At 60.3% G+C, this 24,564-nt stretch carries 24 protein-coding genes; 14 read left to right on the top strand and 10 right to left on the bottom strand.

The features are described from left to right. Positions 1-110 precede the first annotated feature (110 nt). From cpaB to ACMXYI_RS10115, 8 genes are read left to right on the top strand one after another with little or no spacing between them, the layout of a single operon-like run. Positions 111-1,058, top strand: coding sequence for a Flp pilus assembly protein CpaB (cpaB, locus tag ACMXYI_RS10150; protein ID WP_415773115.1), 948 nt, complete (start codon positions 111-113; stop codon positions 1,056-1,058). A gap of 21 nt (positions 1,059-1,079) precedes the next feature. Further along, positions 1,080-2,351, top strand: coding sequence for a type II and III secretion system protein family protein (locus tag ACMXYI_RS10145; RefSeq protein WP_415773114.1), 1,272 nt, complete (start codon positions 1,080-1,082; stop codon positions 2,349-2,351). Then, a complete protein-coding gene (locus tag ACMXYI_RS10140; protein ID WP_415773113.1) occupies positions 2,348-3,544 on the top strand; it encodes an AAA family ATPase in 1,197 nt (398 codons plus the stop codon). The genes ACMXYI_RS10145 and ACMXYI_RS10140 overlap by 4 nt, the downstream gene beginning before the upstream one ends. After that, entirely contained in the window at positions 3,541-4,821 is a 1,281-nt protein-coding gene (locus tag ACMXYI_RS10135; protein WP_415773112.1) for a CpaF family protein, read from the top strand. Before ACMXYI_RS10140 ends, ACMXYI_RS10135 begins: the two co-directional genes overlap by 4 nt. Before the next feature lie 10 nt (positions 4,822-4,831). Further along, positions 4,832-5,716 carry a type II secretion system F family protein gene (locus tag ACMXYI_RS10130; protein ID WP_415773881.1) on the top strand — a complete coding sequence of 295 codons (885 nt, stop codon included), beginning with the start codon at positions 4,832-4,834 and terminating at the stop codon, positions 5,714-5,716. After that, a complete protein-coding gene (locus ACMXYI_RS10125; RefSeq protein WP_415773111.1) occupies positions 5,713-6,603 on the top strand; it encodes a type II secretion system F family protein in 891 nt (296 codons plus the stop codon). Before ACMXYI_RS10130 ends, ACMXYI_RS10125 begins: the two co-directional genes overlap by 4 nt. 10 nt (positions 6,604-6,613) lie before the next feature. Then, positions 6,614-7,324 carry a hypothetical protein gene (locus ACMXYI_RS10120; protein WP_415773110.1) on the top strand — a complete coding sequence of 237 codons (711 nt, stop codon included), beginning with the start codon at positions 6,614-6,616 and terminating at the stop codon, positions 7,322-7,324. Positions 7,325-7,337: 13 nt separating this feature from the next. Next, on the top strand, positions 7,338-7,613 hold the full coding sequence (locus ACMXYI_RS10115) for a DUF3613 domain-containing protein (RefSeq protein WP_415773109.1): 276 nt from the start codon (positions 7,338-7,340) through the stop codon (positions 7,611-7,613). A gap of 342 nt (positions 7,614-7,955) precedes the next feature. On the opposite strand, the gene ACMXYI_RS10110 is transcribed toward ACMXYI_RS10115, so the two are convergent. Continuing rightward, on the bottom strand, positions 7,956-8,738 hold the full coding sequence (locus tag ACMXYI_RS10110) for a response regulator transcription factor (protein ID WP_415773108.1): 783 nt from the start codon (positions 8,736-8,738) through the stop codon (positions 7,956-7,958). 102 nt (positions 8,739-8,840) lie between these two features. Beyond that, positions 8,841-9,311, bottom strand: coding sequence for a prepilin peptidase (locus ACMXYI_RS10105; protein ID WP_008156575.1), 471 nt, complete (start codon positions 9,309-9,311; stop codon positions 8,841-8,843). Positions 9,312-9,386: 75 nt separating this feature from the next. Between ACMXYI_RS10105 and ACMXYI_RS10100 the strand changes: the two genes are divergently transcribed. Continuing rightward, a complete protein-coding gene (locus ACMXYI_RS10100) occupies positions 9,387-9,827 on the top strand; it encodes a TadE/TadG family type IV pilus assembly protein (protein ID WP_415773107.1) in 441 nt (146 codons plus the stop codon). Further along, entirely contained in the window at positions 9,824-12,577 is a 2,754-nt protein-coding gene (locus tag ACMXYI_RS10095; RefSeq protein ID WP_415773106.1) for an ATP-binding protein, read from the top strand. The genes ACMXYI_RS10100 and ACMXYI_RS10095 overlap by 4 nt, the downstream gene beginning before the upstream one ends. Here ACMXYI_RS10095 and ACMXYI_RS10090 read toward each other — a convergent pair. After that, a complete protein-coding gene (locus ACMXYI_RS10090) occupies positions 12,547-14,529 on the bottom strand; it encodes a pilus assembly protein TadG-related protein (protein WP_415773105.1) in 1,983 nt (660 codons plus the stop codon). The genes ACMXYI_RS10095 and ACMXYI_RS10090 overlap by 31 nt on opposite strands. Positions 14,530-14,753: 224 nt before the next feature. On the opposite strand from ACMXYI_RS10090, the gene ACMXYI_RS10085 reads away from it, so the two are divergent. Together ACMXYI_RS10085 and ACMXYI_RS10080 are read left to right on the top strand one after the other, a co-directional pair. After that, positions 14,754-15,059, top strand: coding sequence for a transposase (locus tag ACMXYI_RS10085; RefSeq protein ID WP_415772263.1), 306 nt, complete (start codon positions 14,754-14,756; stop codon positions 15,057-15,059). Continuing rightward, positions 15,056-15,892 (top strand): IS3 family transposase, encoded by an 837-nt coding sequence (locus ACMXYI_RS10080; protein WP_415773104.1) that lies wholly within the window; start codon positions 15,056-15,058, stop codon positions 15,890-15,892. The genes ACMXYI_RS10085 and ACMXYI_RS10080 overlap by 4 nt, the downstream gene beginning before the upstream one ends. Positions 15,893-15,958: 66 nt before the next feature. Here ACMXYI_RS10080 and ACMXYI_RS10075 read toward each other — a convergent pair whose 3' ends face one another. The 4 genes from ACMXYI_RS10075 to ACMXYI_RS10060 are packed head-to-tail and all read right to left on the bottom strand — an operon-like array spanning position 15,959 to position 18,255. Further along, positions 15,959-16,522, bottom strand: coding sequence for a DUF4136 domain-containing protein (locus ACMXYI_RS10075; RefSeq protein ID WP_415773103.1), 564 nt, complete (start codon positions 16,520-16,522; stop codon positions 15,959-15,961). Positions 16,523-16,576: 54 nt separating this feature from the next. Continuing rightward, on the bottom strand, positions 16,577-17,191 hold the full coding sequence (locus ACMXYI_RS10070; RefSeq protein WP_415773102.1) for a DUF4136 domain-containing protein: 615 nt from the start codon (positions 17,189-17,191) through the stop codon (positions 16,577-16,579). A 12-nt stretch (positions 17,192-17,203) separates the two neighbouring features. After that, positions 17,204-17,953 carry a methyltransferase gene (locus ACMXYI_RS10065; RefSeq protein WP_129438807.1) on the bottom strand — a complete coding sequence of 250 codons (750 nt, stop codon included), beginning with the start codon at positions 17,951-17,953 and terminating at the stop codon, positions 17,204-17,206. After that, on the bottom strand, positions 17,953-18,255 hold the full coding sequence (locus tag ACMXYI_RS10060; RefSeq protein WP_129438809.1) for a MazG-like family protein: 303 nt from the start codon (positions 18,253-18,255) through the stop codon (positions 17,953-17,955). The genes ACMXYI_RS10065 and ACMXYI_RS10060 overlap by 1 nt, the downstream gene beginning before the upstream one ends. 162 nt (positions 18,256-18,417) lie before the next feature. Here ACMXYI_RS10060 and ACMXYI_RS10055 point away from each other — a divergent pair, with 162 nt between their 5' ends. Both ACMXYI_RS10055 and ACMXYI_RS10050 read left to right on the top strand, forming a co-directional pair. Further along, on the top strand, positions 18,418-18,711 hold the full coding sequence (locus tag ACMXYI_RS10055; protein ID WP_415773101.1) for a hypothetical protein: 294 nt from the start codon (positions 18,418-18,420) through the stop codon (positions 18,709-18,711). An 80-nt stretch (positions 18,712-18,791) separates the two neighbouring features. Then, positions 18,792-20,141: an MATE family efflux transporter gene (locus tag ACMXYI_RS10050; protein ID WP_046054514.1), complete on the top strand. Its 1,350-nt coding sequence runs from the start codon at positions 18,792-18,794 to the stop codon at positions 20,139-20,141. A 108-nt stretch (positions 20,142-20,249) separates the two neighbouring features. Here ACMXYI_RS10050 and ACMXYI_RS10045 read toward each other — a convergent pair whose 3' ends face one another. From ACMXYI_RS10045 to speA, 3 genes are all read right to left on the bottom strand, one after another. Continuing rightward, positions 20,250-21,032 (bottom strand): DUF4123 domain-containing protein, encoded by a 783-nt coding sequence (locus ACMXYI_RS10045; RefSeq protein WP_415773100.1) that lies wholly within the window; start codon positions 21,030-21,032, stop codon positions 20,250-20,252. Beyond that, positions 21,029-22,357, bottom strand: a complete 1,329-nt coding sequence (locus ACMXYI_RS10040; protein ID WP_415773099.1) for a contractile injection system protein, VgrG/Pvc8 family — start codon at positions 22,355-22,357, stop codon at positions 21,029-21,031. The genes ACMXYI_RS10045 and ACMXYI_RS10040 overlap by 4 nt, the downstream gene beginning before the upstream one ends. Before the next feature lie 233 nt (positions 22,358-22,590). After that, positions 22,591-24,504 carry an arginine decarboxylase gene (speA, locus tag ACMXYI_RS10035; RefSeq protein WP_415773098.1) on the bottom strand — a complete coding sequence of 638 codons (1,914 nt, stop codon included), beginning with the start codon at positions 24,502-24,504 and terminating at the stop codon, positions 22,591-22,593. Positions 24,505-24,564 lie beyond the last annotated feature (60 nt).

Raw genomic sequence — 24,564 nt, 5'->3', positions numbered from 1 at the left:
GCTGAGCTACCGTCAAATAGCGAAATAGTTCCATGTTCATAGCTGCCTGATTGCGAAGTTGTCTCGTTGGATGCGACGAGGTCTCAAGCAGCAGGAAAGGGAGAGCCGTCATGAACAGTCGTATCACTCTGGGCCTGGCCGGTTTGTTTCTGGTGGGCGCCATTATTGCCGGTTACTGGGGCCTCACGCTGAGCCGCCCACCCGCTCCCGAGCCTGCCGTGCAACCCGGGATCGTCACGCCTGCACCCATCGCCCAGACGCCGCCCCCCGTGGACGACCCCACCCGCCAACCAGTGGTGGTGCTGCTGCATGATGTGCCGCCGTTCGTGCCGATCAGCGCCGCCGACGTGACCCTGGAAAAACTCCGTACCGTCCCGGCCGGCAGCCTGAGCCGTCTCGATCAAGCGATTGGCCGAACGCCCTGGCGCGCCCTCAGCGCTGGCACCTGGCTCAATGATGAAAGCTTTGAAGCCGGCGGCAGACTGGCGCGGATGATTCGTCCCGATGAACGCGCCCTCGCCGTTGCGGTGGATGAAGTGATCAATGCCGGTGGGCAACTGACACCGGGGGACTATGTCGATGTGCTGCTGTTTCTGCGCATGGACAACAACAACCTTCAGCCGTCGGCGCAACTGGTGGTGCCGGCCTTGCGGGTGCTCGGGGTGGGCGAACAGATGGGGTTGACCAACGACGGTCAACCCGCAAGCCCGACCCGCAGCATCGAAGAAAAGCTCAGGCAAGAACAATTGCGCACCAGCGCCCGCAGCGTCTTGCTTGCCGTCCCCGAACAACTATTGAGTCGCCTGATGTTGGCGGCCCAGGCCGGCGTGTTGCGCCTGGCCGTACGCAGCGCCGATGAAAAACGTCTGGCTCGTTACTGGGCCGGCGAAAGCGATTCATCGGCCAACCTTGCCAGTACCAACCGCGAGTTGATCCAGTTCAGCCAACTGGCCATGACGCCCCCACCCAAACCTGTCGTCACCTACGGCAGCACGGCACCGCGCAAGTCGAGCGTGGAAGTCATCCGCGGCAACGAAATAACCCAAAAAACCCCCTGATTCGAGCAAGGACGCATCTAAATGCGCAGTCGTTCCATGCCCCTGCTTCAAGGCCTGCTCTGGGTCTCTTTACTGAGCGGTGTGCCGCTTGGCGTGACGTTCGCAGCCGCCGGCAATTGCGCCGCGCTAGGTTCGTTGCCTGCTGTGCTGGAAGTCAGTGAAGGGCTGCAACAGGAGGTGCAATCGCCGGTAGCAATCACTCGGGTGGCCGTGGGTGACCCGAAAATCGCCGATGTGCGAGTCAACGGTAATCAAGCGTTTTTGCTAACCGGGATGGCTCCTGGCGCGACCAGCCTTATGGTCTGGACCGCCTGCGCCAGTGCTCCGCGCCAGAGCATGGTGTTCGTTCAGGGCAAGGCCACCGCGGCGATGACCACCGCGACACGGTTACCCTCTGATGACCCACTGCTACCGTCGCAAGTACAGACCGACATTCGTTTTGTCGAAGTCAGCCGGACCAAACTGAAAGAGGCCGGCACATCGATTTTCGGCAAGGGCTCGAACAATTTCCTCTTCGGCGCACCCGGTACGGTGCCCAACACGGCCGTGACGCCGGGCGTGGTGCCGCTGTTCAACCTTGATCCACGGATCGCGGTGCCCAGCATCCCGTTGCTCAACGACAGTTTCAACATCGTCTGGGGCGGTGGCAGCAGCAAATTCCTCGGCATCGTCAACGCCCTGGAAGGCAGCGGCTTCGCCTACACCCTGGCACGGCCTAGCCTGGTGGCCCTCAGCGGGCAGAGCGCGAGCTTCCTGGCCGGGGGTGAAATTCCGATCCCGGTGCCCAGCGCCAACAGCAACAGCTACTCCATCGAATACAAGGAATTCGGTATCCGCCTGACGCTCACACCGACCGTGGTCAGCCACGACCGCATCACCCTCAAAGTGGCGCCGGAGGTCAGCGAACTCGACTTCAACAATGGCGTGACCATCGGCGGCACCACCGTCCCGGCGTTCACCATTCGCCGCACCGATACCAGCGTCTCGCTGGCCGATGGCGAGAGTTTCGTCATCAGCGGTTTGATCAGCACTCACAACAGTTCGCAAGTCAGCAAGTTTCCAGGCCTGGGCGATATCCCGATTCTCGGTGCGTTTTTTCGCAACTCATCGGTCAACCGCGAAGAGCGTGAGCTGCTGATGATCGTCACGCCGCACCTGGTCCAACCGTTGGCTGCCAACGCACGACTGCCATCGTTGCCGGGTGAAAAGCTGCGCAACTATGACCCGAACTGGTATCGCCTGTACTTCCTCGAAAACGGCAACTTCGATAAACGCAGCGGATTATCGCAATGAGCCAGAGCCAGAACCTGAGCCAGACCTTCCTCGCGATCACGCGCAACAGCACCGACCTTGAGTGGCTGCAAGGCGCCCTCGCCCCGTTGGGCCAAGTGGTCAGCGCCGGCAGTGGCAGCCTCGACGAATTGCTGGCGCTGGTGGACGTGACCTTCGCCAGCCTGGTGTTCATCGGCCTGGACCGCGAACACGTGGTGGCCCAAAGCGCACTGATCGAAGGTGCCCTGGAAGCCAAACCGATGCTGGCGATCGTCGCGCTAGGCGATGGCATGGACAACCAGCTCGTGCTCAATGCCATGCGCGCCGGTGCACGGGATTTCGTGGCCTATGGTTCGCGGTCCAGTGAAGTCTCGGGGTTGGTGCGACGGCTGAGCAAACGCCTGCCGCCCGTGGCCCCGAACACCCAACTGGGTAGCCTGACGGTGCTCTACGGTGTGCAGATCAACGCCGACGGCGCGCTGCTCGCCACGCACATGGCGCAAGTGGTGCAAAAGAGCGGACAGCAAACGCTGTTGCTGGACCTGGGCCTGCCGCGCGGTGACAGCCTGGCCTTGCTCGGGCTAGAGAGTTCGTTCCACTTCGGCGATGCACTCCGGCACCTGCGGCGTCTCGACTCAACGCTGATCGACAGCGCGTTCACCAACTGCGCCGCCGGGTTGCGGATCCTCGCCTACGCCAACCACGATGAGCCGCTGGAACACACCAGCACCGCCGAGTTGTACATGCTGCTCAGCGCCCTGCGCCAACACTTCCAGCACATCGTGGTGAACCTGACTGGCCAGCCGGACAGCGAAGCGCTACGCACCTTCGTCACCCATTGCGACAAGTTGCTGTGGTACACCGATCAGAACGTACTCGACTGCCGTCGCAACCTGGCGGTACTCAACCTGTGGCGTGAAAAAGGCATGAAGCTCGATCACGCCAGGTTGCTGGTGGATCGCTACCTGCGCAACGTCGCACCGGACTCTGACACTCTGAGCAAAAGCTTCGGCATGGAGATCATCGCGACCCTCGTCTACAGCCCGGAAGTTCGGCTTAACGCCAAGAACCAAGGTGTGACGCTGTTTGACCTGGCTCCCCGCGAAGGCCTGACTCAAAGCCTGCGCGCCCTCGGTGATCGTCTGGCCAAGCGCTCCGAGGGCGTGGCCAAGCCCAAGTCTGGATGGTTCAACCGGTTGAGGGGTGCGCAATGAGCGGTGAAAAACTCTTCGGTGCCCCTGTGCGCACCACCACTGGAAACACCGACCATGAAGGTCTGAAACTGGTGCTGCACCGCTACATCATCGACGCCATCGAAGAGTCCGGCCAAAACCTGCTGGAGGGATCACGGCAGGTGCTCTCGCAGTTCGTCATCGACAAGGTTGCCGAGTACATCGCCCGGCTGCACCTGGCGATTTCCCGCTATGAAATGGAGCGTCTGGCCGAAGAAATCGTCGACGAACTCACCGGTTTCGGCCCTTTGGAAGTGCTGCTGCGGGACCCGGCGGTGACGGAGATTCTGGTCAACGGCCCGCACCGGGTGTTCATCGAACGCGACGGCGTACTGCATCAAAGCGATTTGCGCTTCATCGATGCGCATCACGTCGAGCGGGTCATGCAACGGATCCTCGCGCCCCTCGGTCGACGGCTCGATGAGTCGTCGCCAATGGTCGACGCACGCCTGCCCGACGGTAGCCGGGTCAACGCGATCATTCCACCGATTGCGCTCGATGGTCCCTGCCTGTCGATACGTAAATTTCGCAAGGACATGCTCAAAAGCTCAGACCTGATGGCGATGCAAACCATCGATCAGGCGATCTTCGACTTTATTCAGGAGGCCGTGAGCAAGCGCTGCAACATCCTGATCAGCGGCGGCACCGGCACCGGCAAAACCACGCTGCTGAACATTCTCAGCCAGTTGATCAACCCTCACGAGCGAATTGTCACTATCGAAGACGTCGCCGAACTGCACCTGGGCCACCCTCACGTGGTGCGTCTGGAAACCCGACCGCCGAATGCCGAAGGCCACGGTGAAGTGAAAGCCAATGACCTGATTCGCAACGCCCTGCGGATGCGCCCGGACCGAATCATCCTCGGCGAGATTCGTGGCGTCGAAGTGGTGGACGTACTCACCGCAATGAACACCGGCCACGACGGTTCGATGAGCACCGTGCACGCCAACAACGCCCAGGATGCGCTGTTGCGCCTGGAGACATTGGTGGGCCTGACGGGCCGCACCATCGCCGAACGTACCTTGCGGCAAATGATCTGCGCCGCACTGGACGTAGTGATCCAGCTGACGCGCATGCCCGACGGTCGCCGCTGCGTCAGCGAAGTGGTGGAGGTGATCGGCTTGCGTGATGACGTATATGTCACCAACACATTGTTCCGGCTCGACCGGCGCAGCGGTTTCGGATTCATGCGTGAGGCGGTCAACCCCGCCGGCGACAAACTGCGCCGTGAGTTGGCGCTCTCTCCCTCTGCGTACTGAAGGCCACGGCATGCTCAAACCGGTGCTGCTCATCCTCGTTTGCCTGGTCTTGCTCGGACTGTCGATCCGCCTGTTTTATCGCGGTTTGCGCCAGACCGGCACCGAGCGGGTACTGGGACGCCTGACCCAGGGGCAACCGCAGCCGGTGCTGACGAAAACCTCCTGGGTCGGTCTGGATCGGGCCTTTCTGCGGGCCGGCCTTGGGCGTCCCTCCGAGCGACTGGGGGTATGGCTGCTGCTCTGGGCCTTTGGCATCTTGCTCGGGTTTGCTACCGGTGGCTGGCTCGGCTTGCTGGTTCTGTTACTGCTGCCGCCGCTGATTCTGCGTCTGTATGTCGGTTGGCGTTATCAGCGCCGACTCCAGCGCATGATCGAACAACTGCCACAAATGCTCGATCACACCGTGCGCAGTCTGAAGTCCGGGCGCACCCTGGCCGATGCGGTGCTGGGCGCCATCGACGCCGCTGAAGACCCGCTGAAAAATGCCATGGGGCGGATTCAGCGCAACGTGCAGTTGGGGGTCAGCCTGCCGGATGCCGCGGCTGACCTCGCCGAGCTGTATGAGAAAGACGAACTTCGCTTGTTCGCGCTCGGCTTGAAGGTCAATCACCGCTATGGCGGCAATGCCAGCGAATTGCTGGAAAACCTGATCAAGATGATCCGGGAGCGCGAGCAGGCTGCGCGCCAACTCAGGGCCATGACCGGTGAAACCCGGGTGACCGCGTGGGTCCTGGGCTGTTTGCCGGTTGGACTGGCCGGCTACTTCCTCGCGACCAACCCCCATTACTTGCTCGCCATGTGGCACGACGATTCAGGGCAAATCATGCTCGCGTCCGCGTTCGGCTTGCAGGTGGTCGGCAGCCTGGCGCTCTGGCATATGTTGCGCAGCGTATGAAAGTGCCATTGCTGATCTGCGCATTGCTGTTTCTGGGGGCAACGTTGTTGCTGCTCAGCGGTTTGCTGGAACACCGTCGGCGGGTTCGCCAGGTGGCGCAACGACTCGACGGCAAACTGGCGAGCGACAACCGGGTAAATCAGTGGCTAGAGCTGCTGGGCAGCAGCCGGATCGGCCAGCGCTCGGTCAACCTGGATAACGAAACCCAGGCATTGCTTAACCGTCTCGGCTGGCGCAGCGCCCGGCGACGTTCACTGTTCGCGGCGTTTCAGGTCGGCGCTCCGGTGCTGGCGCTGGCCCTGACCTTGCTGATCCAGGGCGTGTTCTTCCCTCATGCCGACAACCACTGGATGGCCCCGCTGTTCGCCACCGGCATCGGCTATCTGTTGCCCAAACGGTTGCTGGCCGCTGCCGCGCAGCGTCGGCAAAAACAACTGGCTACCGAGATTTCCACCTTCATTCCGCTGCTGCGCATCCTGTTCGAATCGGGCATGGCGGTGGAGCAGTCGCTGCGAGTGTTGAGCAATGAAGGCAAACAATTATTGCCGGCCCTGACCCATGAATTGCGTCTGGTATTGGCCCGGGTCGATTCCGGCCTGGAACTGGGCGAAGAATTGCACAAAGCCAGCCGATTGCTGGCCGTCGACGAGTTCACCGACACCTGCGTCATCCTTGAGCAGTTGATCCATCAGGGGGGCGGTGCGATGAAATCCCTGCTGGCCCTCAAGCAATTGCTCGATGACCGGCGCCTGACGCGCTTGCAGGAATACATCTCCAAAATGTCCGCCAAAATGTCCGTCGTGATGATGTTGTTTCTCTTCCCGGCGTTATTGATCGTACTGGCCGGCCCGGGCTTCACCGCCCTGTCCCATGCCTTTGGTTCTTAGAGGGATCGTTATGAAAGCAATAATTGCCGGTTTGACTCTGCTGTTGTTAGGCGGTTGCGCGAGCAACGGTGCGACGCCCTGGAGCGCCCTGACCAATACGGCCAGTTGCGGCAAGCTGACCTCCGAGGAACAGCTGTCGCTGAACCTTGCCGATGACATGGCCAATGACGGCAAACTGCACGCCAGCCTCGCCAACCTGCAAAGCCTGCCCGACAACCTGGCCGACGTGCGCCTGCGCAAAGCCAAGGTCTATCGACTGCTGGGCCGCAGCGAAGCCGAACCGTTGTACCGCAGCCTGCTCGGCAGTTGCCTGGCCGCCGAAGCCGAACACGGCCTCGGCCAACTCGCCGCCGCCAAGGGTGACAACGGCCTGGCACAGGCCCACTTGCAACGGGCCGCACGGCTAGCGCCGACCGACGAGAAAATCCGCAACGACCTCGGCGTGGTGTACCTCAATCAATTACGCGTCGAGGATGCGCGATTTGAATTTCTGACGGCCATGGAACTCAAGCAAAGCGATCAACTGGCCGCGTTGAATCTGGTAACACTGCTGATCTACCAGGACGACTGGAGTCGTGCGGCCGAACTCGTCAGCCGTCTCGGCCTGAGCCCCGCCCAAGTCACCGAAGCCCAGGCCCGCGCGCAAAGACTCAAGACACCGAGCAAATCCGGCCCGACCACCGTAAACCAGGTCGCCGTCGCCACACCGACGCTTCAATAAGGAGAGGCTTTTGATGAAACCGACCATCCTCTGCTGCATCGGCCTGCTGGCCCTGCCCCTCACCACTTACGCCATCGACCCCGGCCCCGCTTCGGCCCAACAACAGGAAACCGAAGGCTGGCTGCAACTGCAACGCAGCAACAAGGCTGCGTCCCAGAAACCGCAAACCTCAACCGCGACCGAGCGCGAGCTGAGCATGCAGCGTTGGTTGAAAAGCTATCAGCATGAGATCCCGGAGTACTTTGATCAGTATGAAAGCGGGCAGGTGGACGGTGGGACGGGGGGGTAGTCTTGATCCGGGAATTGGACGCTTGGGGCTAGCGTTTTTTGGCTGACTTTTTTCGGGCCGACATTCCGGGTAATGCCAGTCAGTTAAGCAGTTCCAGCCGCGACACTCTTTGTAGCAGCTGCCGAGCCCGCGAGGCTGCGTTCGGCTGCGAAGCAGTCGTGAGTCCGGCTGACGCGGTATGCCTGACGTACCGCAATGACTGATTTTACGACTGCTTCGCAGCCGAACGCAGCCTCGCGGGCTCGGCAGCTGCTACAGATCGCGTTACGGCTTAACTGACTGGCATTACCCGGAATGCCGGGCGTTTGTAAAAAAGTAAGCCGCCGTAAGGGCAACAAAAACCTAATGCGTAGTCACCCCCTGACGCATTCCAGAATGACCGGGTAACAAAGCCAGCGCCAACTGCGTCCGATTATGCATATGCGTCAACCGCAAAACCTGCGACACATAAAGCTTCACCGTGTTCTCGGTAATCCCCAACTCACAGGCAATCTGATAGTTCGTCTGCCCCTTCCCCACCAACCGCGCCACCTCCCACTGCCTTGGCGACAGCTGACTGAAAATCGCCGGAATCTCAACCCGATCCACAGCACTGACATCCTCATCAGGGGAAACCGATAACAGCGGCCCACGCCGAACCTTATCCAGATCCTGATACAGATCCTCGATCGACTCGGCAAGATACTGCAGCTTCTGATCCAGATGCCCCAGCTGCACACTCTTCTGCCGTTCCTGCAAAACTACTACCTGACGCGCAATCCCTTCGAGCAACTCACCCAGATTAATCGGTTTCTGGTAGTAATCGGCAAACCCGGCCCGCAAGGCCTTGATCACATCCTGCTTGTCCGCACGCCCAGTGAGCATGATTGCTTCAAACACACGGTGCTTGCCGGATAACCGTTGCAGCTCCTGAACCAGTTGAATCCCGTCCAGACCGGGCATGTGCAAATCGCAAAGCACCAGGCCGATCGCTTCGTCATCATTGAAACGCTCGACTGCCTGTTTGCCAGTCTCGCAAGGAACGCAACGGTAACCGCGGCCTTCAAGAAACTCACAAAGCTCTGCGGCAATAAACGGTTGGTCGTCGACCACAAGGATTTTTACAGCCGAAGAAAGCTTGTTCACGTGCGACTCCCTGCAAGGTCAAAGTTGACCGTTCCTCTACGGCTGTACAACTTCTGAATTGAAAGTAGTCGTACTTTCCGACTCTGTACATAGAACGGGCGACTAGTGAAACCAGGCGAGTGTGAGCAACAGGCCCACCAATACGAAGGGTGCAAAGGGCTGTTTCTTTGACATTCCAGGCCCCAGGTATCGAAGATGATTTCTAAGCCCTTGGCCCATATGAAGCCAGACTCTTGGCGCCAGCAGCAGCCACAGCACACTGGCCAATCCGGCACCGATGAACACGCCGAGCAGGTGCATGCCGTCTGTCGCCAGCCCCAGGCCGGTCATCAATTTCACATCGCCTGCACCCAAGCGTCTCAGCGCATAACCGGGCAAGGTAAAGGCCAGCGCCAGCAAAAAAGCCCAGCCCCCCTGCACCGCCTCGGCCCCCAGCCAGGTAGTGCCCGTCCACAGGAGATACGCCAGCGCCAACACCGCTGCGCCAAGGGTCAGGCCATTGGCGATGTGTCGTTCTCGAGCATCCTGTGCTGCGCAAAGCGTCAGCCAGATCAGTAATACAAAGCTCTGCATCCGGTAAAAAACGTCCGTTTTGGCTGAATGATTCTATGCTGATATCACGTCGTGAATATCAGGGTAGACGCAGTCATGAAAATAGGCCTCCCCCGTAAGCAAAAAGGCGCTGTAGCGATTGAATTCGCCTTGGTGTTTCTCATCTTTTTCGCCGTGTTCTATGGGATTGTCACTTACAGCTTGCCGCTGTTGCTGATGCAATCGTTCACCCAGTCGACCGCCGAAGCGGTGCGCCGAAGCGTGGCGCTGGATCCGAGCACCCCCGGATACGACACCGCGGTAAAAACGGTTGCCACGACAGAACTGAGCCGACAGCTGGCCTGGATTCCTGCCGCACTGAATTTCAATGTCGCCACCGACACCAGCGCCACCTATGTGGGCGGGGTGTTGAAGGTCAGCATCAGCTACCCCACCAGCAAACTGCAGCAGGTCATCCCGTTTCTGACCTTGCCGGGAATTGGCCAAGTACCGAATCTGCCGGCAAACCTCACCGCCAGTTCGAGCCTGCAATTTTGAGTTCCGCAGACAAACTCTTCGGGCGCCTGCTCAACCGCCATCCGCCTCAGCCCGTGGACACGCCAGACACCCTGAGCGTGCAAAGTGTCGGTTTGCAGATGCATCTGGATGCCGAAGGTCGAGTGATTCACCTGACCGGCCCGCTGCGGCATGTGCTGGCCCAGCAGACACCCGCTGCGCAAGCACCGCACCTGCTCGACTTCCTCATGCCCCACAGCTGCCTCGCCGTTGAAGGCTCGCCCGTCGACTGGCAGGGACAGAGTCTGGACCTGGACTTTCACAGCCTCAACGGACAACCCCTGCAGCTGCGTGGCTGGGTCCAGCCGTTGGCCGATGCCTGGCTGCTGCAGTTGCTGGACATCGGCGACTTGTTGCTCGATCGCCGCCAATCACGCAGCCGCGAGCAATGCCAATTACTCGCAGCGCAGATCGGTGAACAGGTGCGCCGGTGCAACCTGACGCGCCTGCCCGAGGTGTTGGTGGAACAGCTGCAAGGCCTGGCCCAGCGTTTCCACATGCCATGCATTGCAGTGGCGTTACTCGATGAACAGGAAGAAGGCTGGCAGATACACCAGCATTACACGGCCTTCGATGCGCCCCACCTGTGGCAAAACGCTCAGCGCCTGGGCACGGGGCTCGACAGTCTGAACGGCTCTGCGCCGCAATGCCTGACGCCCGCTGAACATCCCCGTTTGCAAGGCATCTTCGGTAATGCCGAAGGGTACGCGGTGCCCTATCACGATGCTCAGGGTGTGGTCGCCTGGTTACTGTGTGGCCTTTATCCGGTGCAGCAACATGCACCCGACCTGAATGATCGCGACTGGTTACAACTGACCGCCGCGCTGGCAGGCCCGTTGCTTGAGCGCTTGCGCGAGCACCGGCACCATCTGCAACTGGAACGGCTGGAGTCGCTGCAAGCCTTGCTCGGCACCGGATGGTGGGAGGTATTCAGCGACAGTCGCGAGGTGCAATTGGCGCCGTCGCTGGCCAGTAACCTGAACCTTGCGATCGATCGTTTGCCGCTGCACGACTGGCTTGATCGGGTGCACCCCGCCGACCGTGAAGAGCTGAGCAGTCGTCTGCAAGCCTTGCAAGACGACGGCACCCCGCTGCTGCTGTGCGTGCGTTTGGCACAATCGCCGAACTGGTATCGCCTGCAAGGCCAGGTTCTGGGCATCGGTAAAAGCCGGCGGTTGGTGGGCTTCATGCTCGACATCAGCGACATCAAAAACCAGGAGCAAAACGCCGCGGCGGCCCATGCCCGACTGGACAATCTGATCGCCAGCTCACCGGCGGTGATCTACGTGCAACGCTATGTCGAAGGTGCACTGCAACCGACGTTTTTCAGTGACAGCCTACTGCCGCTGCTCGGCTGGACACTGGCTGATTGCGCGACGGGGACCTTGGTTGAAAGGGTGCACCCGGAGGACCGCGATCGGTACTTCGAACGTACCCGACATTTGCTGCGTGAAGGTTCGGTGCGCGCCCGCTATCGGCTGCGCGACAGTCGCGGCGAATACCACTGGCTACTCGATGAGGCCAAGCTACTGCGCGACGACCTTGGCTTGCCGGTGGAAGCCGTCGGCCTATGGCTGGACGTCACCGAAGCAACCCTGGCCGCCGAACAGGTGAAGCAGAGTGAAGAACGTTACCGGATCCTGGTGGAAGACTCTCCGGCGATGATCTGCCGCTACCGCCCGGACCTGACCCTGACCTTCGGCAACCGCCCGCTGGCGACTTACCTGGAGTGCCCGCCCGAACAACTGCCCGGGGTGAATCTGGGCAGCTGGATGTCGCAGGAACAGCGCGAAGCGTTTCTCCAGCGGCTCAGCCGACTCAGCCCGGAATTCCCGGTCAGCACTGCGGAAATCAACCTGCAACTGCCGGGACGGGAACATGCCTGGTGGGTGTGGTCGGATCGCGGGGTGTTCGATGATCATGGCCATTTGCTGGAGATTCAGGCCGTGGGGCGCGACAACACCGAGGTCCGCCGCGCCCAGCAGCAGCTCACCCAAAGTGCAAAAATGGCCACCCTCGGTGAAATGGCCACAGGGCTGGCCCATGAAATCAATCAGCCGCTGAATGTGATGCGCATGGCCATCGTCAACGTGCTCAAGCGTCTGAGCAACGGCGATGCGCAGATCGACTACCTGACCGACAAGCTCAACCGCATCGATGCACAGGTCCAGCGCGCCGCGCGGGTGGTGGATCACATGCGGGTGTTTGGCCGCCGCTCAGAAATCGAGCAACATCCGTTTAATCCGGCGCAAGCCATCGAAGGCACACTGTCGCTGCTGGCCGAAGGGATGCGCGGCAAAGGGGTCGAGCTGCGGGTCAGCGAGACCAGGTTTGACGTGCAAGTGCGCGGTTACGTCGACCAGCTCGAACAGGTGTTGATCAATCTGATGGTCAACGCTCGGGATGCATTGCTCGGCAAACGCGAGGCCGACCGCGAGTTCAAACCGTGGATCTCGGTGTACGCCGAACGTGATGAGTATTCGGTGCGGCTGTGGGTCGAGGACAACGGCGGCGGTATCGATCCGCGGTTGCTGGAGCGGATTTTCGAGCCGTTCTTCACCACCAAACCCGTGGGTGTCGGCACGGGGCTCGGGTTGTCGGTGAGTTACGGCATCGTCGAAAACATGGGCGGAAAACTGAGCGTTAGAAACTCGGTAGAGGGCGCACGGTTTTGTATCGAACTGCCGATTGCCGCCGACGATCAGATCACCAGCGTCGCTCGTCCTGAGTGACAACTGAGGTTGGCGCCGACATCGACCTTGTTCAGATCGATCCCCAGGCTGAGCAGCAGTGTGTTGATCAAGGTGTCGAGTAACGGGCTGAGCACGCTGTTGATCGCGTTGACCAGCAATGTGGTGACACTGCTGAGGATGGCCCCCAGACCACCGACCAGACTGCCCGTCGGGCCGTACATGTTGACCTTGATATTGGTCAGCGTGTCGGTAAGGCTGCTGACGATATTGCTGGTGGAATAGGAATAGTAGAACGGTGGCTGGTTGATCTCCGGCAGGCTGGTGGCCGGCGGTGCGGAATAGACGTGCGGCATGTTGGCGCTCTGCGCCACAGTGGTGTCGGCCTTGATATCGATGCCGCCGCCGACGCCTGGAATTCGCGGGTCGCAACTGACGGGTAGGATCAGGAACCGGCGGCAGGTTTTCACCCCGATATCGATCACCTTCAACGGCTGTACCACCACGGTGGGCGGCGTGGTGTTGTTGCCGAAAGCCGTGTTCGGATCGATCTTGCCGATTTTCAGCTTCACCAGTGACGTGTTGGTATTGGTGGTCAGTGATTTGTTGGTGGCGCTGACGCAGCTGTAGGCGGTGACGTAACTGTCGGCGCTCGCGACGTCCAGTGCGACATCGAGGCTTACGGAACTGGAAAGCGGCACGATCGAGGGTGTTTCACAGGCCGCCCCGAGCGCGCAGGTCAGTGAGTCAATGACACCGACCAGATTGAGATTCAGCAAGGCGTTCAAGGTATTGGTCAACGGTCCGGCAAGATCAGCCGCCGCCTCGAGCAAGGGTTGAATCGCACTCAGAATGGGCAAGTCGATCGACAGCAATGTACGCACCTGAGCCGTTTTCACATAGATCCGGTTGGGCCCCAAAGGCGCGAGCGCGGCGCTTTTCGGATTGCCGATGGCCGAGAGCTGTGGCGGCTCCAGTATCTGCACCCGAGCGGTGATTTGCGCCAGCCCCGCGAGGTTGATCGGCAGGGTCGCCACCAGGCCGTTTTTCTTGTTGGCCAGCTGCACGACCGCCTCGATCAGGTCGAACACTTTCAGGTTGGTCGCCAGCGCCGTCACGGTGCTGCCAGCCTCGACGTGCAGCACGTTGCCGAGTACGACGGTGGTTGCACCTGCCGCGACCTTCAGCGCTTGAAGACTCGCAATGGTTGCGGTCGCGCCGAGTGTGCCGCCGGGGTCCAGCACATTGACGGCGGTCTGGATCAGCTGGCTGACGGCAATCGTATTGCCCAATACCTGGTTATACCCGGCAGCGTTGAGGTTAAGGTCGACCTTCAATCGGTCAAGGTAACCGAGCAGGCTGATGTTGGTGTTCACCAGTCCGTTCCAGCCCGCCGCGTTGATGTTCAGGTTGCCTCCGAGCAAACCACCGAACAGCGCGTTGAGCGTGGCCGATTTGCTGGTGTCGACGCTCAGCGTCGTGCTGCGCAGGGTCAGCGAAGCCTGCGGTGGCGGTAATGCGGCGACAGCGCTGGCCGTCAGGTTGATGGTTGCCGCGCGTGGAGCGCCACCGAACAGGGCGCCGACACCGCCGGCGAGGCTCTGCTGGACCGAATGGCTGGCGATCACCCGAATGGCTTCGCTCTTGCTCGGGTCGGCGCCAAACACCCGAAGGTTATTGGCATCCAGGGTCAAGGCGCCGCAAGCGACCAGCAGATTGTGATTGGGGTCAGGAAGGGTGAAGCCGTTACGGTTTGCGCTGGCGGTGGCATAAACGGTAGCGGTGTTGCCAGCGGTGCAATCACCTCCTCGGGTGGAAGCTTCAAGTGCGGCCATGTCCGCTACGCGCTGCAGGTCACGTTTTTTCAGGTACAAACGACCGCTGTCGACCACGACCAGCAAGAACATCAGGGCCATGCCCAATGTCAGCGCCGCCATCAAACCGATCGCCCCCCGTTGCCGGGACGGGCTGCGAAACTGCGAACGGGGAGACATTGCACACTCCTTTGCCGGTGCACAGCCGAGGGCTACCTCCTTGGGTGAACAGCAGTGTAGACAAGACTTGGCTGGACTGCTGGCAACATGCCAGTGCAGAAAACAAAAACCCTGTAGGAGCAGAGATGGCGATCTCAAGGACGTCATCGCCGGCAAGCCTGAACTGGCCTAATAATTCCGGACACCTCTTAAGGGCGATATGATTTCGCCAACTTGGAGGTTCCATGAACGAAAGAAAGGTCTATTCCCGCGAGTTCAAACTGCGTGCTGCCAGCATGGTGCTCGATGATAACTGCCCGGTTCCAGATGTGTGTGCATCTCTGGATATCGGGCCGACCGCGTTGCGGCGGTGGGTTGAGCAGGTTCGCAAGGAGCGCGAAGGACAGCCAGTCAAAGGTACCAAGGCGATTACCGAGGATCAGCGTGAGATCCAGGAGCTGAAAGCCAAAATCAAGCGGATGGAGCTGGAGGCAGAGATCTTAAAAAAGGCTACCGCTCTCTTGATGTCGGATCCCGCTCGTTTTCGATGATTGCGGAGCTGAGAGAGTTGTTTCCGACTGCCACTTTATGTCGTGTGTTTGGAGTCAGGCGCAGCAGTTTTTATGAGTGGATTCAGCGACGCTCACAGCCCAAGGTCAGACGGGAGGAGCTCAAGGCGCAGGTGGTCAGGTTGCACGCTGAAAGCCGTGAGAGCATGGGGTCGCGAATGATGTCCAAACGTCTGAAGGCCGAGAAGTTGCCGGTGGGCAGAAGCCTTGCTGCGGCCTTGATGAAGGAAGCCTGCATCGTCAGTAAACAGCGCCAACCTCATCCATTCAGATCCAAAGGGGTGGAGGCATTTGTGGCGCCGAATCGGCTTGAACGTAACTTCACGCCCAACACCGTCAATCAGGTGTGGTGCGGCGACGTCACGAGCCTGATGGTCGGTAAACGCTGGTTCCATCTGGCAATCGTGATCGACCTGTATGCGCGCCGTGTCGTTGGCTGGGCGTTTTCTCTGGTCAATGACGCAAACCTGGTCAGCAAAGCCCTGCGTATGGCGGCCGATCTTCGGTCGTGGGAATCTGGGCTGATGTTTCACTCTGATCAAGGCTGCCAATACACCAGTCGAAGATTCCAGAATGAACTGCAGCGATATGAAATCGAACAGAGCATGAGTCACCGCGGGCAATGTTGGGACAATGCGCCGACTGAGCGCTTCTTCGGAACCTTGAAATCGGAGTGGGTGCCGGGCAAAGGCTATGACACAACAGAAGAAGCGCAAACCGATATCGTGCGCTTCTTCATGTATTACAACCGCACAAGGCTCCACAGCTACAACGGTTACCTATCACCGATAGCTATGGAGCAAAAGGCAGCATAAACACCGTAACCGGTGTCCGGAATTACTTGACCAGTTCAGCCGTGCTCCTACAGGGTTTGGTGGTGTTTATTTGGGTGGGTAGTTGGCGAGAATTCGCCCCACCGTTTCACGTATCGCCGTGCTGCGATCCGACGGGTTCGTTGTGCGGCTGAGTATCTGCTCGTCACTGCCGCGCCACACCAGTTTGCCGTCCTTGCCGTCGAGCAGGTCGATCTGGATGATCGCCACTTTGTAGCTGACGTTACGGGTTTCGTTGTACATCGGCCCGCCCCAGTAGCCGTTCCATGGATTACCCCAAGCGGCGCCGCCGCCGTAGTTGGTGGTTACTTGTTGCTGGCGTTGTTCGACGATCAGATAGGTCTGCACGCTCAAATCTCCCTTTTGACCACCCGCAGCCGGACGCAGGCCACGCTGATCCAGCTGATCGGTCACCGATTGGCGGATGCGTTGTTCAGTCAGGTCGCTCTTGATCCGTGGGTCATCGGGGCGATATTGCAGGGCGGGTTCTTTCCAGCTCCAGCTGCGATAGGCGGCGAAGTCGCGGCTGGCATCGAAGTCATGATTGACCTGGCTGCCGGCGCAGGCACTGAGCAACACGGCCAAAGCCAGTAAAGCGAGACGGCGGAACATGATATTTCTCCGGTTGAAGACATGAACCTGCGTAATGCTTCTTAACTACAGAAGCTAACTAGGAGGATACGCCGACATCGCCTTTTCTACAGCCTCCCGTATCGCATCGGCACGCTCGCTCTGGCTCCCGCGATTGCTGGTTTCGGCGCTGGCACTCCACACCGGTTGACCACTCTGGGCGTCAAACAAATCAACCCGCACCACCACGACTTGTTCCTGATAAGTCCGAACGATCGGCACAGTGTTGTACATGCCGTAACCGCTGCCGTAGCGGTTGTAACCGCCATAGCCGCCGCCGTAATAACCATAGTCGTCCCGAACCTGACGCAGGCGGGTTTCCAGGTGCAGTTCGGCGCTGACAAACAGGTCGGCCGGGCGGTTATCGTGCAGCGGGCGCAAGCCACGTTGATCGAGCGCATTGCTGACGGCTTCGGCGACCTGCGCCGAATCCGCCCAGGCGCTGCCCGGCGGCAGCTGCCCATTGAGCCAGGCCCAGCTGCGGTAACGCCCGTAGTCGCGCGGCGGGGCCGGGTAGGCGCTGCGGTCAAAGGTGTTGGCCGCCTGAGGCGGCGCGGGTGGCAAGGGGTTGGATGACGCCACATAAGGGTTGCTGCCCTGACAGGCCGCCAACCCGAGACAGATCACCAATAACCCCGAACGACTGTTCATTTCGCGCTCCGATCAGACCGGCCGACAGATCCAGTGCAAGTAGCGCCCAAGCCCGGCAAAGCTTGGGTGACGACGGTGGGCCAGTTCCATTTCCAGCAAGTCCACCAGTTCGGCGCGGGCCTGGAATTCCACCGGCATGTAGTCGTGAAAAACCCGCACCCCGCTCTGGGTTTCGACCTGCCACAGGCCTTCAAGTTGCGCCGCCAGTTCCCGTGGATCAAGCGGCTGCTGCGGCGTCAGGCTCTGTTTCTCGCCGGCCATGTCGTTCTTGCGCATCTTGCGGAAATGGCCTTTGAGCAGGTTGCGATAGATCAACGCATCGCGGTTGTAAAAGGCCAGGGACAACCAGCCATCCTGCTTGGTCAATTGATGCAGCACCGGCAGGATCGCGTGAGGTTCGGCCAGCCATTCCAGTACGGCGTGACACAGCACCAGGTCGTAGGGTTCGGTGAGTTGGCCGAGCAGATCCTGCCACGGCGCCTGAATGAACGTCGCCGTTTGCCCGGCGTCGGCAAAGCGCTGGCGGGCGCCTTCGAGCATTGGCTCGGCGGGCTCGGCCAGTGTGACCTCATGTCCACGTTGGGCCAGCCACAACGACATGTGGCCCAGGCCGGCGCCGATGTCCAGTACGCGCAACGGCCGGTCCGGCAAGGTTTCGGCCAGGTCGGCCTGAAGCACCGCCAGACGGATTGCGCCTTTGGCACCGCCGTAGATTTTTTCGGCGAAGCGGGTCGCCAGTTGATCGAAATGACGATCGCTCATCAGCTGAACCTCCGTTCGCTGTCCGCGAGTTTGCTGCGCACCACTTCATTCATGTCCAACCCCAACTCGCTGCACAGCAGCAGTAGATAGAGCACGATGTCGCCGATTTCCTGCCCGGCATGGGCGAGTGTGTCCGCCGGCAACTGGCGCGACTGGTCTTCGGTCAGCCACTGGAAAATCTCCACCAGCTCGGACATTTCCACGCTCGCGGCCATGGCCAGGTTTTTCGGGCTGTGAAATTGCCGCCAGTCATTGCGGTCACGGATGGCGTGCAGGCGTTCGGTCAGTTCAACAAGGTTCATCGGGCTCTCCTGAAGGCGTATAGCTTCGGGGGGATAAGGAATGAAGGCAAGCGGCAAGCGCTGCAAAACCACTATGCTTGGAGGGAACTCGGCACCCTGCTCGATAGCCCAAGGCTCAAGTCCGGCAACCACGCCACCACTTTCATCAAGGACGCTCATGACATGCAGGTAGAAAGTTTTTTCGAATGGCTCGGCCAGGCACTCGGTTCGGTTATCCGCTTCATCGTTGACGGCCTCAGCGGCTTGTTCAATCTGCTGAGCCACGCCGGCAGCAACTTTGTCGAAGGGCTGTCCCGTGCGCTGGGCATGGACGCGTCGATCATCAGCATCATTGCGCTGATTTTGGGGTTGATGCTGTTGTGGTCGGCGATTCGGGCGTTCATGAATGCGTCGATCATCATGGGGATTATCTGGTTGATGCTGGGGCTTTGGTTGTTGAGCTGGATAATCCACTAGCAACCTGATCGTTCCCACGCAGAGCATGGGAACGATCACCACAAACTGTCGCTACAATGCCGCTCCCCCAAGGAGCCTGCATGTCCAACCTGATCGCCGACTGGCGCGACCGCCCTACCCATCGTCGAGTGTGGGCGCTCGCCGCGCCGATGATTCTCTCGAACATTTCCGTACCGCTGGTGGCGCTGGTCGACAGTACCGTCATCGGCCACTTGCCCCACGCCCATCAGTTGGGCGCCGTCGCCGTCGGGGCCAGCCTGTATACCTTTCTCGCCTGGGCCATGGGTTTTCTGCGCATGGGCACCACCGGGTTCGCCGCACAGGCTGCCGGGCGTGGGGACGGCGCAGCATTGCGGCAGATCTTGCTGCAGGGCCTGTTGCTGGCCATGGGACTGGCCATTGTCCTGGGAGCACTGGGTGTGCCGTTGAGTGGGGTTGCGCTGCATTTCATGCAGCCGTCGGCTGAGCTGGATCAGCTGACCCGCGAATTTTTTCACACTCGCCTGTTCGGCCTGCCGGCGGCGCTGGCCAGTTATGCGCTGGTCGGCTGGTTCCTCGGCACTCAAAACGCCCGGGCGCCGCTGGCCATTCTGCTGAGCACCAACCTGGTGAACATCGCGCTGAACCTGTGGTTCGTTCTTGGGTTGGAGTGGGGGGTGGTCGGCGCGGCCCGAGCGTCGGTGATCGCCGAATGGACCGGCGCGCTGATCGGCCTGCTGATGACCCGCAACGCCCTGCGCGCCTATCCCGGTCACATCGCCTGGGCCGCGCTGGCGTTGTGGCAGAGCTGGCGCCCGCTATTGGCGGTCAACCGCGACATTTTCATCCGCAGCCTGGCGCTGCAATCGGTGTTTTTCCTGATCACCGTGCAAGGCGCTCGGCTGGGTGATGCCACCGTCGCCGCCAACGCGCTGCTGCTCAATGGTTTGCTGCTGACCGCCCATGCGCTGGACGGCCTGGCCCACGCCGTGGAGGCCCTGTGTGGACATGCCATTGGTGCTCGTGATCGAGAGGCCCTGCGCCGCTCATTGGTGGTGGCTTGCGGTTGGTCGTTGCTGGCGAGCCTGGGTTTTGCCGTGCTGTTCCTGTTCGCCGGGCATCTGTTTATCGAGATGCAGACCAACATTCAGAGCGTGCGCGACACGGCGTTCATCTACCTGCCCTACCTCGCCGCGCTGCCGCTGATCGCGGTGGGGAGTTACCTGCTCGACGGGCTATTTATCGGCGCCACCCGCGCCCGGGAAATGCGCAACGGCATGCTGCTGACGGTGGTTTTGTTGCTGCCGTTCGCTTGGGCGCTGCAAGGTTTGGGCAACCATGGATTGTGGATAACCTTTCTGTTGTTCATGTTACTGCGCAGCCTGACCCTCGGCGCGTTTGCCTGGTATCTGCACAAAAACGACGGCTGGTTCGCCGGCAAAGCTCACTGAGTCGGCGTGGCTTTGACGAAAGCCGTGACCACATCCAGCACCGGAGCCAAACCGCGCATCGGCCGAGACAGCGCCTCGCGCAGTTTGCGCGCGAGACCACCGGTGTGTTCAGGGCTGATCGTTCTGCCACAGGTTGCGCAGGCTATCGAGACGCTCCTGCTGGGTGAGTCCCGGTAACACTTGCCCAGGCAAAGCGCCGGGGTACTGCAAGCGTAGCCATAACCAGTCATCGAGTACCGGGCGCTCGGTAAAATCCAGCGCCAGCCCTTCCTGCACATGGGACCACAGCGTGTTGTAGTCAGTCCCTGTAGACCGACTCCAGTGCCAGGCATGTTGCTCCAGCAGGCAGGTTTGCAGTTTTTCCTGCTGACGAGGACTGAGGTTTTCTTCAACCGCCAAGGGGCTGACGCAAAGCCCCGGATTGACCAACTGCTGCCAGCCCTGACTGCCGATCGCGCGGTCCGCCCACGTCCCGCCGAACCAGCGCAAATGGCTGATAGGACCCAGCCAGCGACTCAGCTCTTGCGCATCGCAGGCATCGAACAAATAACTGGCCGTGTGTGGGTTGTAGTAACTCAACAAGGCTCGATGATGCAGGCCGAGAGTGACCGTGAGCATGCGGCGCAAATGCTCCAGCAACTGCGACGACGACACCTCGCTGGCCATCAGCAAGCCGCGCCAGAGAGGCACTTCGCTGTCACATAACCCGACCAGCGCAGGGCATGTCCGAAGGTCGATCAGGGCCGGGCCGTGTTCACGCAACGCATGCCACTCAGTGTCCTCGAACAACCAGAACCACCGGGCATGCGCAAACTTCTGTTGCAGCATCGCCCCCGCCGGTGGCGCACCCGGTACATCCAGCAATAGCCATTGCGGGGTCGCGACGATCATGCCGCACCGCTCTGGCCAAACCGCATCGATGCCCGGCAGGTGCAGAGGGCCTGCGTGCAATGGTTGAAACTGCCGCCACCGGGCAGCAGACATAGCAACATCAATGGCTCGCTCGATTGCAGAAGCTCCAGCAAGCCCTCGACATCATCTGTCACGGATGTGCGCGGCGGGTCGACCTCCTCAGCCTTTTCAACGGACGAAGGGGCGTGAAGAAACCCGGTAATCAGCGGCTGATCCGGATCCCCCTCGATAAAGCTCACCACTACCTCAGCCCCCTCACTCAACTGCGTGACTGCCGCGTCGCCCAGTTCAGCGGCCAACGGCAGCCAACAGTGGCTGGGCGCCGCACCCTCGCCCTGATAGAGCCAGTCAAATTGCACGGCAACCGGTCTGGACGGATCGGGACATGACTCATCAATGTTGACCACCCAGGCCCGTTGCAGGCTGTGCATCCTGGGTTTCACTGCGCAATGAGGCGCTACAAAAGGCACCTGCCAGTGAGTCGCGCGGATCTGGTTGCTGTAGGACGCCGTTAAATCCTGGCTGCCTTGATGCTCGACGTGAGTCAGCAGCCAGAGATGATTCCAGTCGGCGATCGGATGACCAGACAGCGGCATCAACTGACCGCTGCGCAGCGCCGCCAGGTCCGTCCGACCTTCGGCAATCGGCGCGGTTCGTTGCCCAGCGCACCCCAGAAGCTTGAACTGACGCACGGCCGATTGCTCGCTCTCGACCTGGAAGACTGCGCTCTCACCGAAACGAAAGTGCCCCTGACTATCACCGAAAACCACGCAATGCCCGCGCGCGCCGTGTTCGAAATGGTAGTGAAGCCGTTCCTGGGCGCACAGACGCTGGATAAATTGCAGGTCAGATTCCCGGTACTGCGTACAGAATTCACGGGGCGGGTAATCGCCACTCAGCTCAAAACGCCGACTCTTGCCGACAATACCGTGTTCCTTGAGCACCTGACTGAGGATTTGCGGCACCGAGCGCGCGTTGAAAATTCGCTGGCTAAAGCGCAGGGAAAGGCACGCCAGCTTCGGCCCCAGACGTACGCGGCAGAGCCTGACAGCCGGGTCATGATCACGCTGGAAGAGTTCATGCAATTGTCCGTGAAAGCCGTTTGCCGCAGGCCCGACATGCAGAAAGGCCGGACGGTACAGCAGGCTTGCAAGGTCGAGTGTCGGGTCATCGATCAGCAGATCCACGTCGAACACAAATGGCTCGCTGATGGCTTCTCTACCGGTAAACGCCAAGACCTCAAAGGGGTCGGACAGACCCTCTACATCCAGACGAAATGACGGCTCGTTGACTGGATCGAACATCGGCGATTCTCTACAGGAGGGGCGGCCGGGGATTCTCTCCGAGAGAGTTGGCCGAGTAGAGTGCCGAAGTACAACTTAGGAAATGACCTACGCGAAAAGAAGACCACATCGCTTGGATGGCCAAGAATGTAAGTCATTTCGCTTGAAATCAGAGAGGCATCCCACCAAGTCATCTGAAATTTCCGCTACGTGCGGAACATTTTCAGACAACCTGATGGAAGCGGTGCCTTACCTCAAGAAGACAGGTAAGAGGAACGGGTCAGACCCAGACGCAGCGCGTCGAGGAACTGGGTACGCTCGGCGGCGGTGATGCGGGCACTGGCGCATTTGTCGCGGTAGTGGGTCATCAACTCTTCCGGCGACAAGTGCACGTAACGCAGCATGTCTTCGATGGTGTCGTGGGTTTCGATACCCGCGTGGTACACGCTGCCGTCAGCGTTCTGATAGATGTTCACCGAGTCGGTGTCACCGAACAGGTTGTGCATGTCGCCGAGGATTTCCTGGTAGGCGCCGACCAGGAAGATACCCAGCAGGTAGTCTTCACCGTCGTTCAAACCGTGAACCGGCAGGCTGGTTTCGATGCTCTGCTCGTCGACGTATTGCTTGATCTTGCCGTCGGAGTCGCAAGTCAGATCTTGCAGCACGGCACGGCGCAGCGGCTCTTCGTCGAGACGGTGCAGCGGCAGGATCGGCAGAACCTGGCCGATGGCCCAGGTGTCCGGCAGGCTCTGGAATACCGAGAAGTTGCAGATGTACTTGTCGGCCAGCTTGTCGTTGAGTTCGTCGAGCACCTGACGGTGCGAACGCTGACGAGCCTTCAACGAGTTGTGCAGGCGACGGCACACCGCGAAGTAGCATTGCTCGGCCAGGGCTTTCTCGGCCAGGGTCAACTTGCCATCGGCGTACTGGGTCGCAACATCGCTCATGTAGTGCGTGGCGCGCCAGTAGGTTTCGGTGACCATCTCGATGTCGGTCGGGCCCAGCAGGTCAACCAGCCACTGCACGGTTTCCGGCAGTTCTTCCTTGTTGTCGATCTGCGGCACGTCGTCGTTGTGCTTCTCGACGTCGGTCACTTGCACCACCAGCATCGCGTGGTGAGCGGTCAGGGAACGGCCGCTTTCGGAGAAGATGTTCGGGTGCGGCAGGTTCTGCGCGTCGCAGAACTCCTTGAGCATCCCGACCACGACACCGGCGTAATCGTCCATGTCGTAGTTGATCGAGCTGGCGTTACGCGAGTGAGTACCGTCGTAGTCCACGCCCAAACCGCCGCCGACGTCGATGTGATCCACCGGCAGGCCGAGGTTGCGCAGCTCGCCGTAGTAACGAATCGCTTCCTTGAAGCCGTGCTGGTAGTCCGCCAGGTTGGCGATCTGCGAGCCCATGTGGAAGTGCAACAGGCGAATGCCCTGATCCAGGCCAGCCGCGCGGAAACGCTCGACCACCGAAAGCAGTTGCGCTGCCGACAGACCGAACTTGGATTTCTCGCCACCGGTATCAGCCCACTTGCTGGACGCCAGGGACGACAGACGCACGCGCAGACCAACCTGTGGTTTGACCTTGAGCGAGGCGGCTTCTTCGATCACCAGCGCGACTTCGGATTCTTTCTCGATCACGATGAACACGTTGTGGCCGAGCTTCTGGCCCATCAGCGCCAGACGGATGAATTCGCGATCCTTGTAACCGTTGCAGACGATGGTGCCGCCCTTCGGTGCCAGGGCCAGTACGGCCAGCAGCTCAGGCTTGGAGCCGGCTTCAAGACCGATGGACACGTCTTGGGTCGCGATGATGTTCTCGATCACCGCTTCTTGCTGGTTCACCTTGATCGGGTACAGCGCGGTGTACTTGCTCTGGTATTCCAGGCGCTCGATGTTGGCGTCGAAGGCGCCGGTCAGCTGACGCACGCGGTCTTGCAGAATGTCAGGGAAACGCACCAGCAACGGCAAGGACAGGCCGCTTTTACGCAGCTGGTCGACTTGCTCGAAGAGGTCGATAGGCGAACTGGTCGGACCGTTCGGACGAACTTCGACGCGACCGGCGTCATTGATCGCGAAGTACCCGGCCCCCCAATGGCGAATCCCGTAAACACTGCGGCTGTCCGCAACTGTCCATTGGCTGCCATCGTCTTTGCGTGTGCGTCGTACGGACATTGAAGTCCCCTATAAAGAAGTCATAGAGCGTCGCCTGGGTTCAGGCCGGCGCAGTCTAAA

Source organism: Pseudomonas lyxosi (assembly GCF_047758685.1).
In the GTDB taxonomy this organism is placed as follows: Bacteria; Pseudomonadota; Gammaproteobacteria; order Pseudomonadales; family Pseudomonadaceae; genus Aquipseudomonas; species Aquipseudomonas lyxosi.
This window is presented reverse-complemented; position numbering and strand designations above follow the sequence as displayed.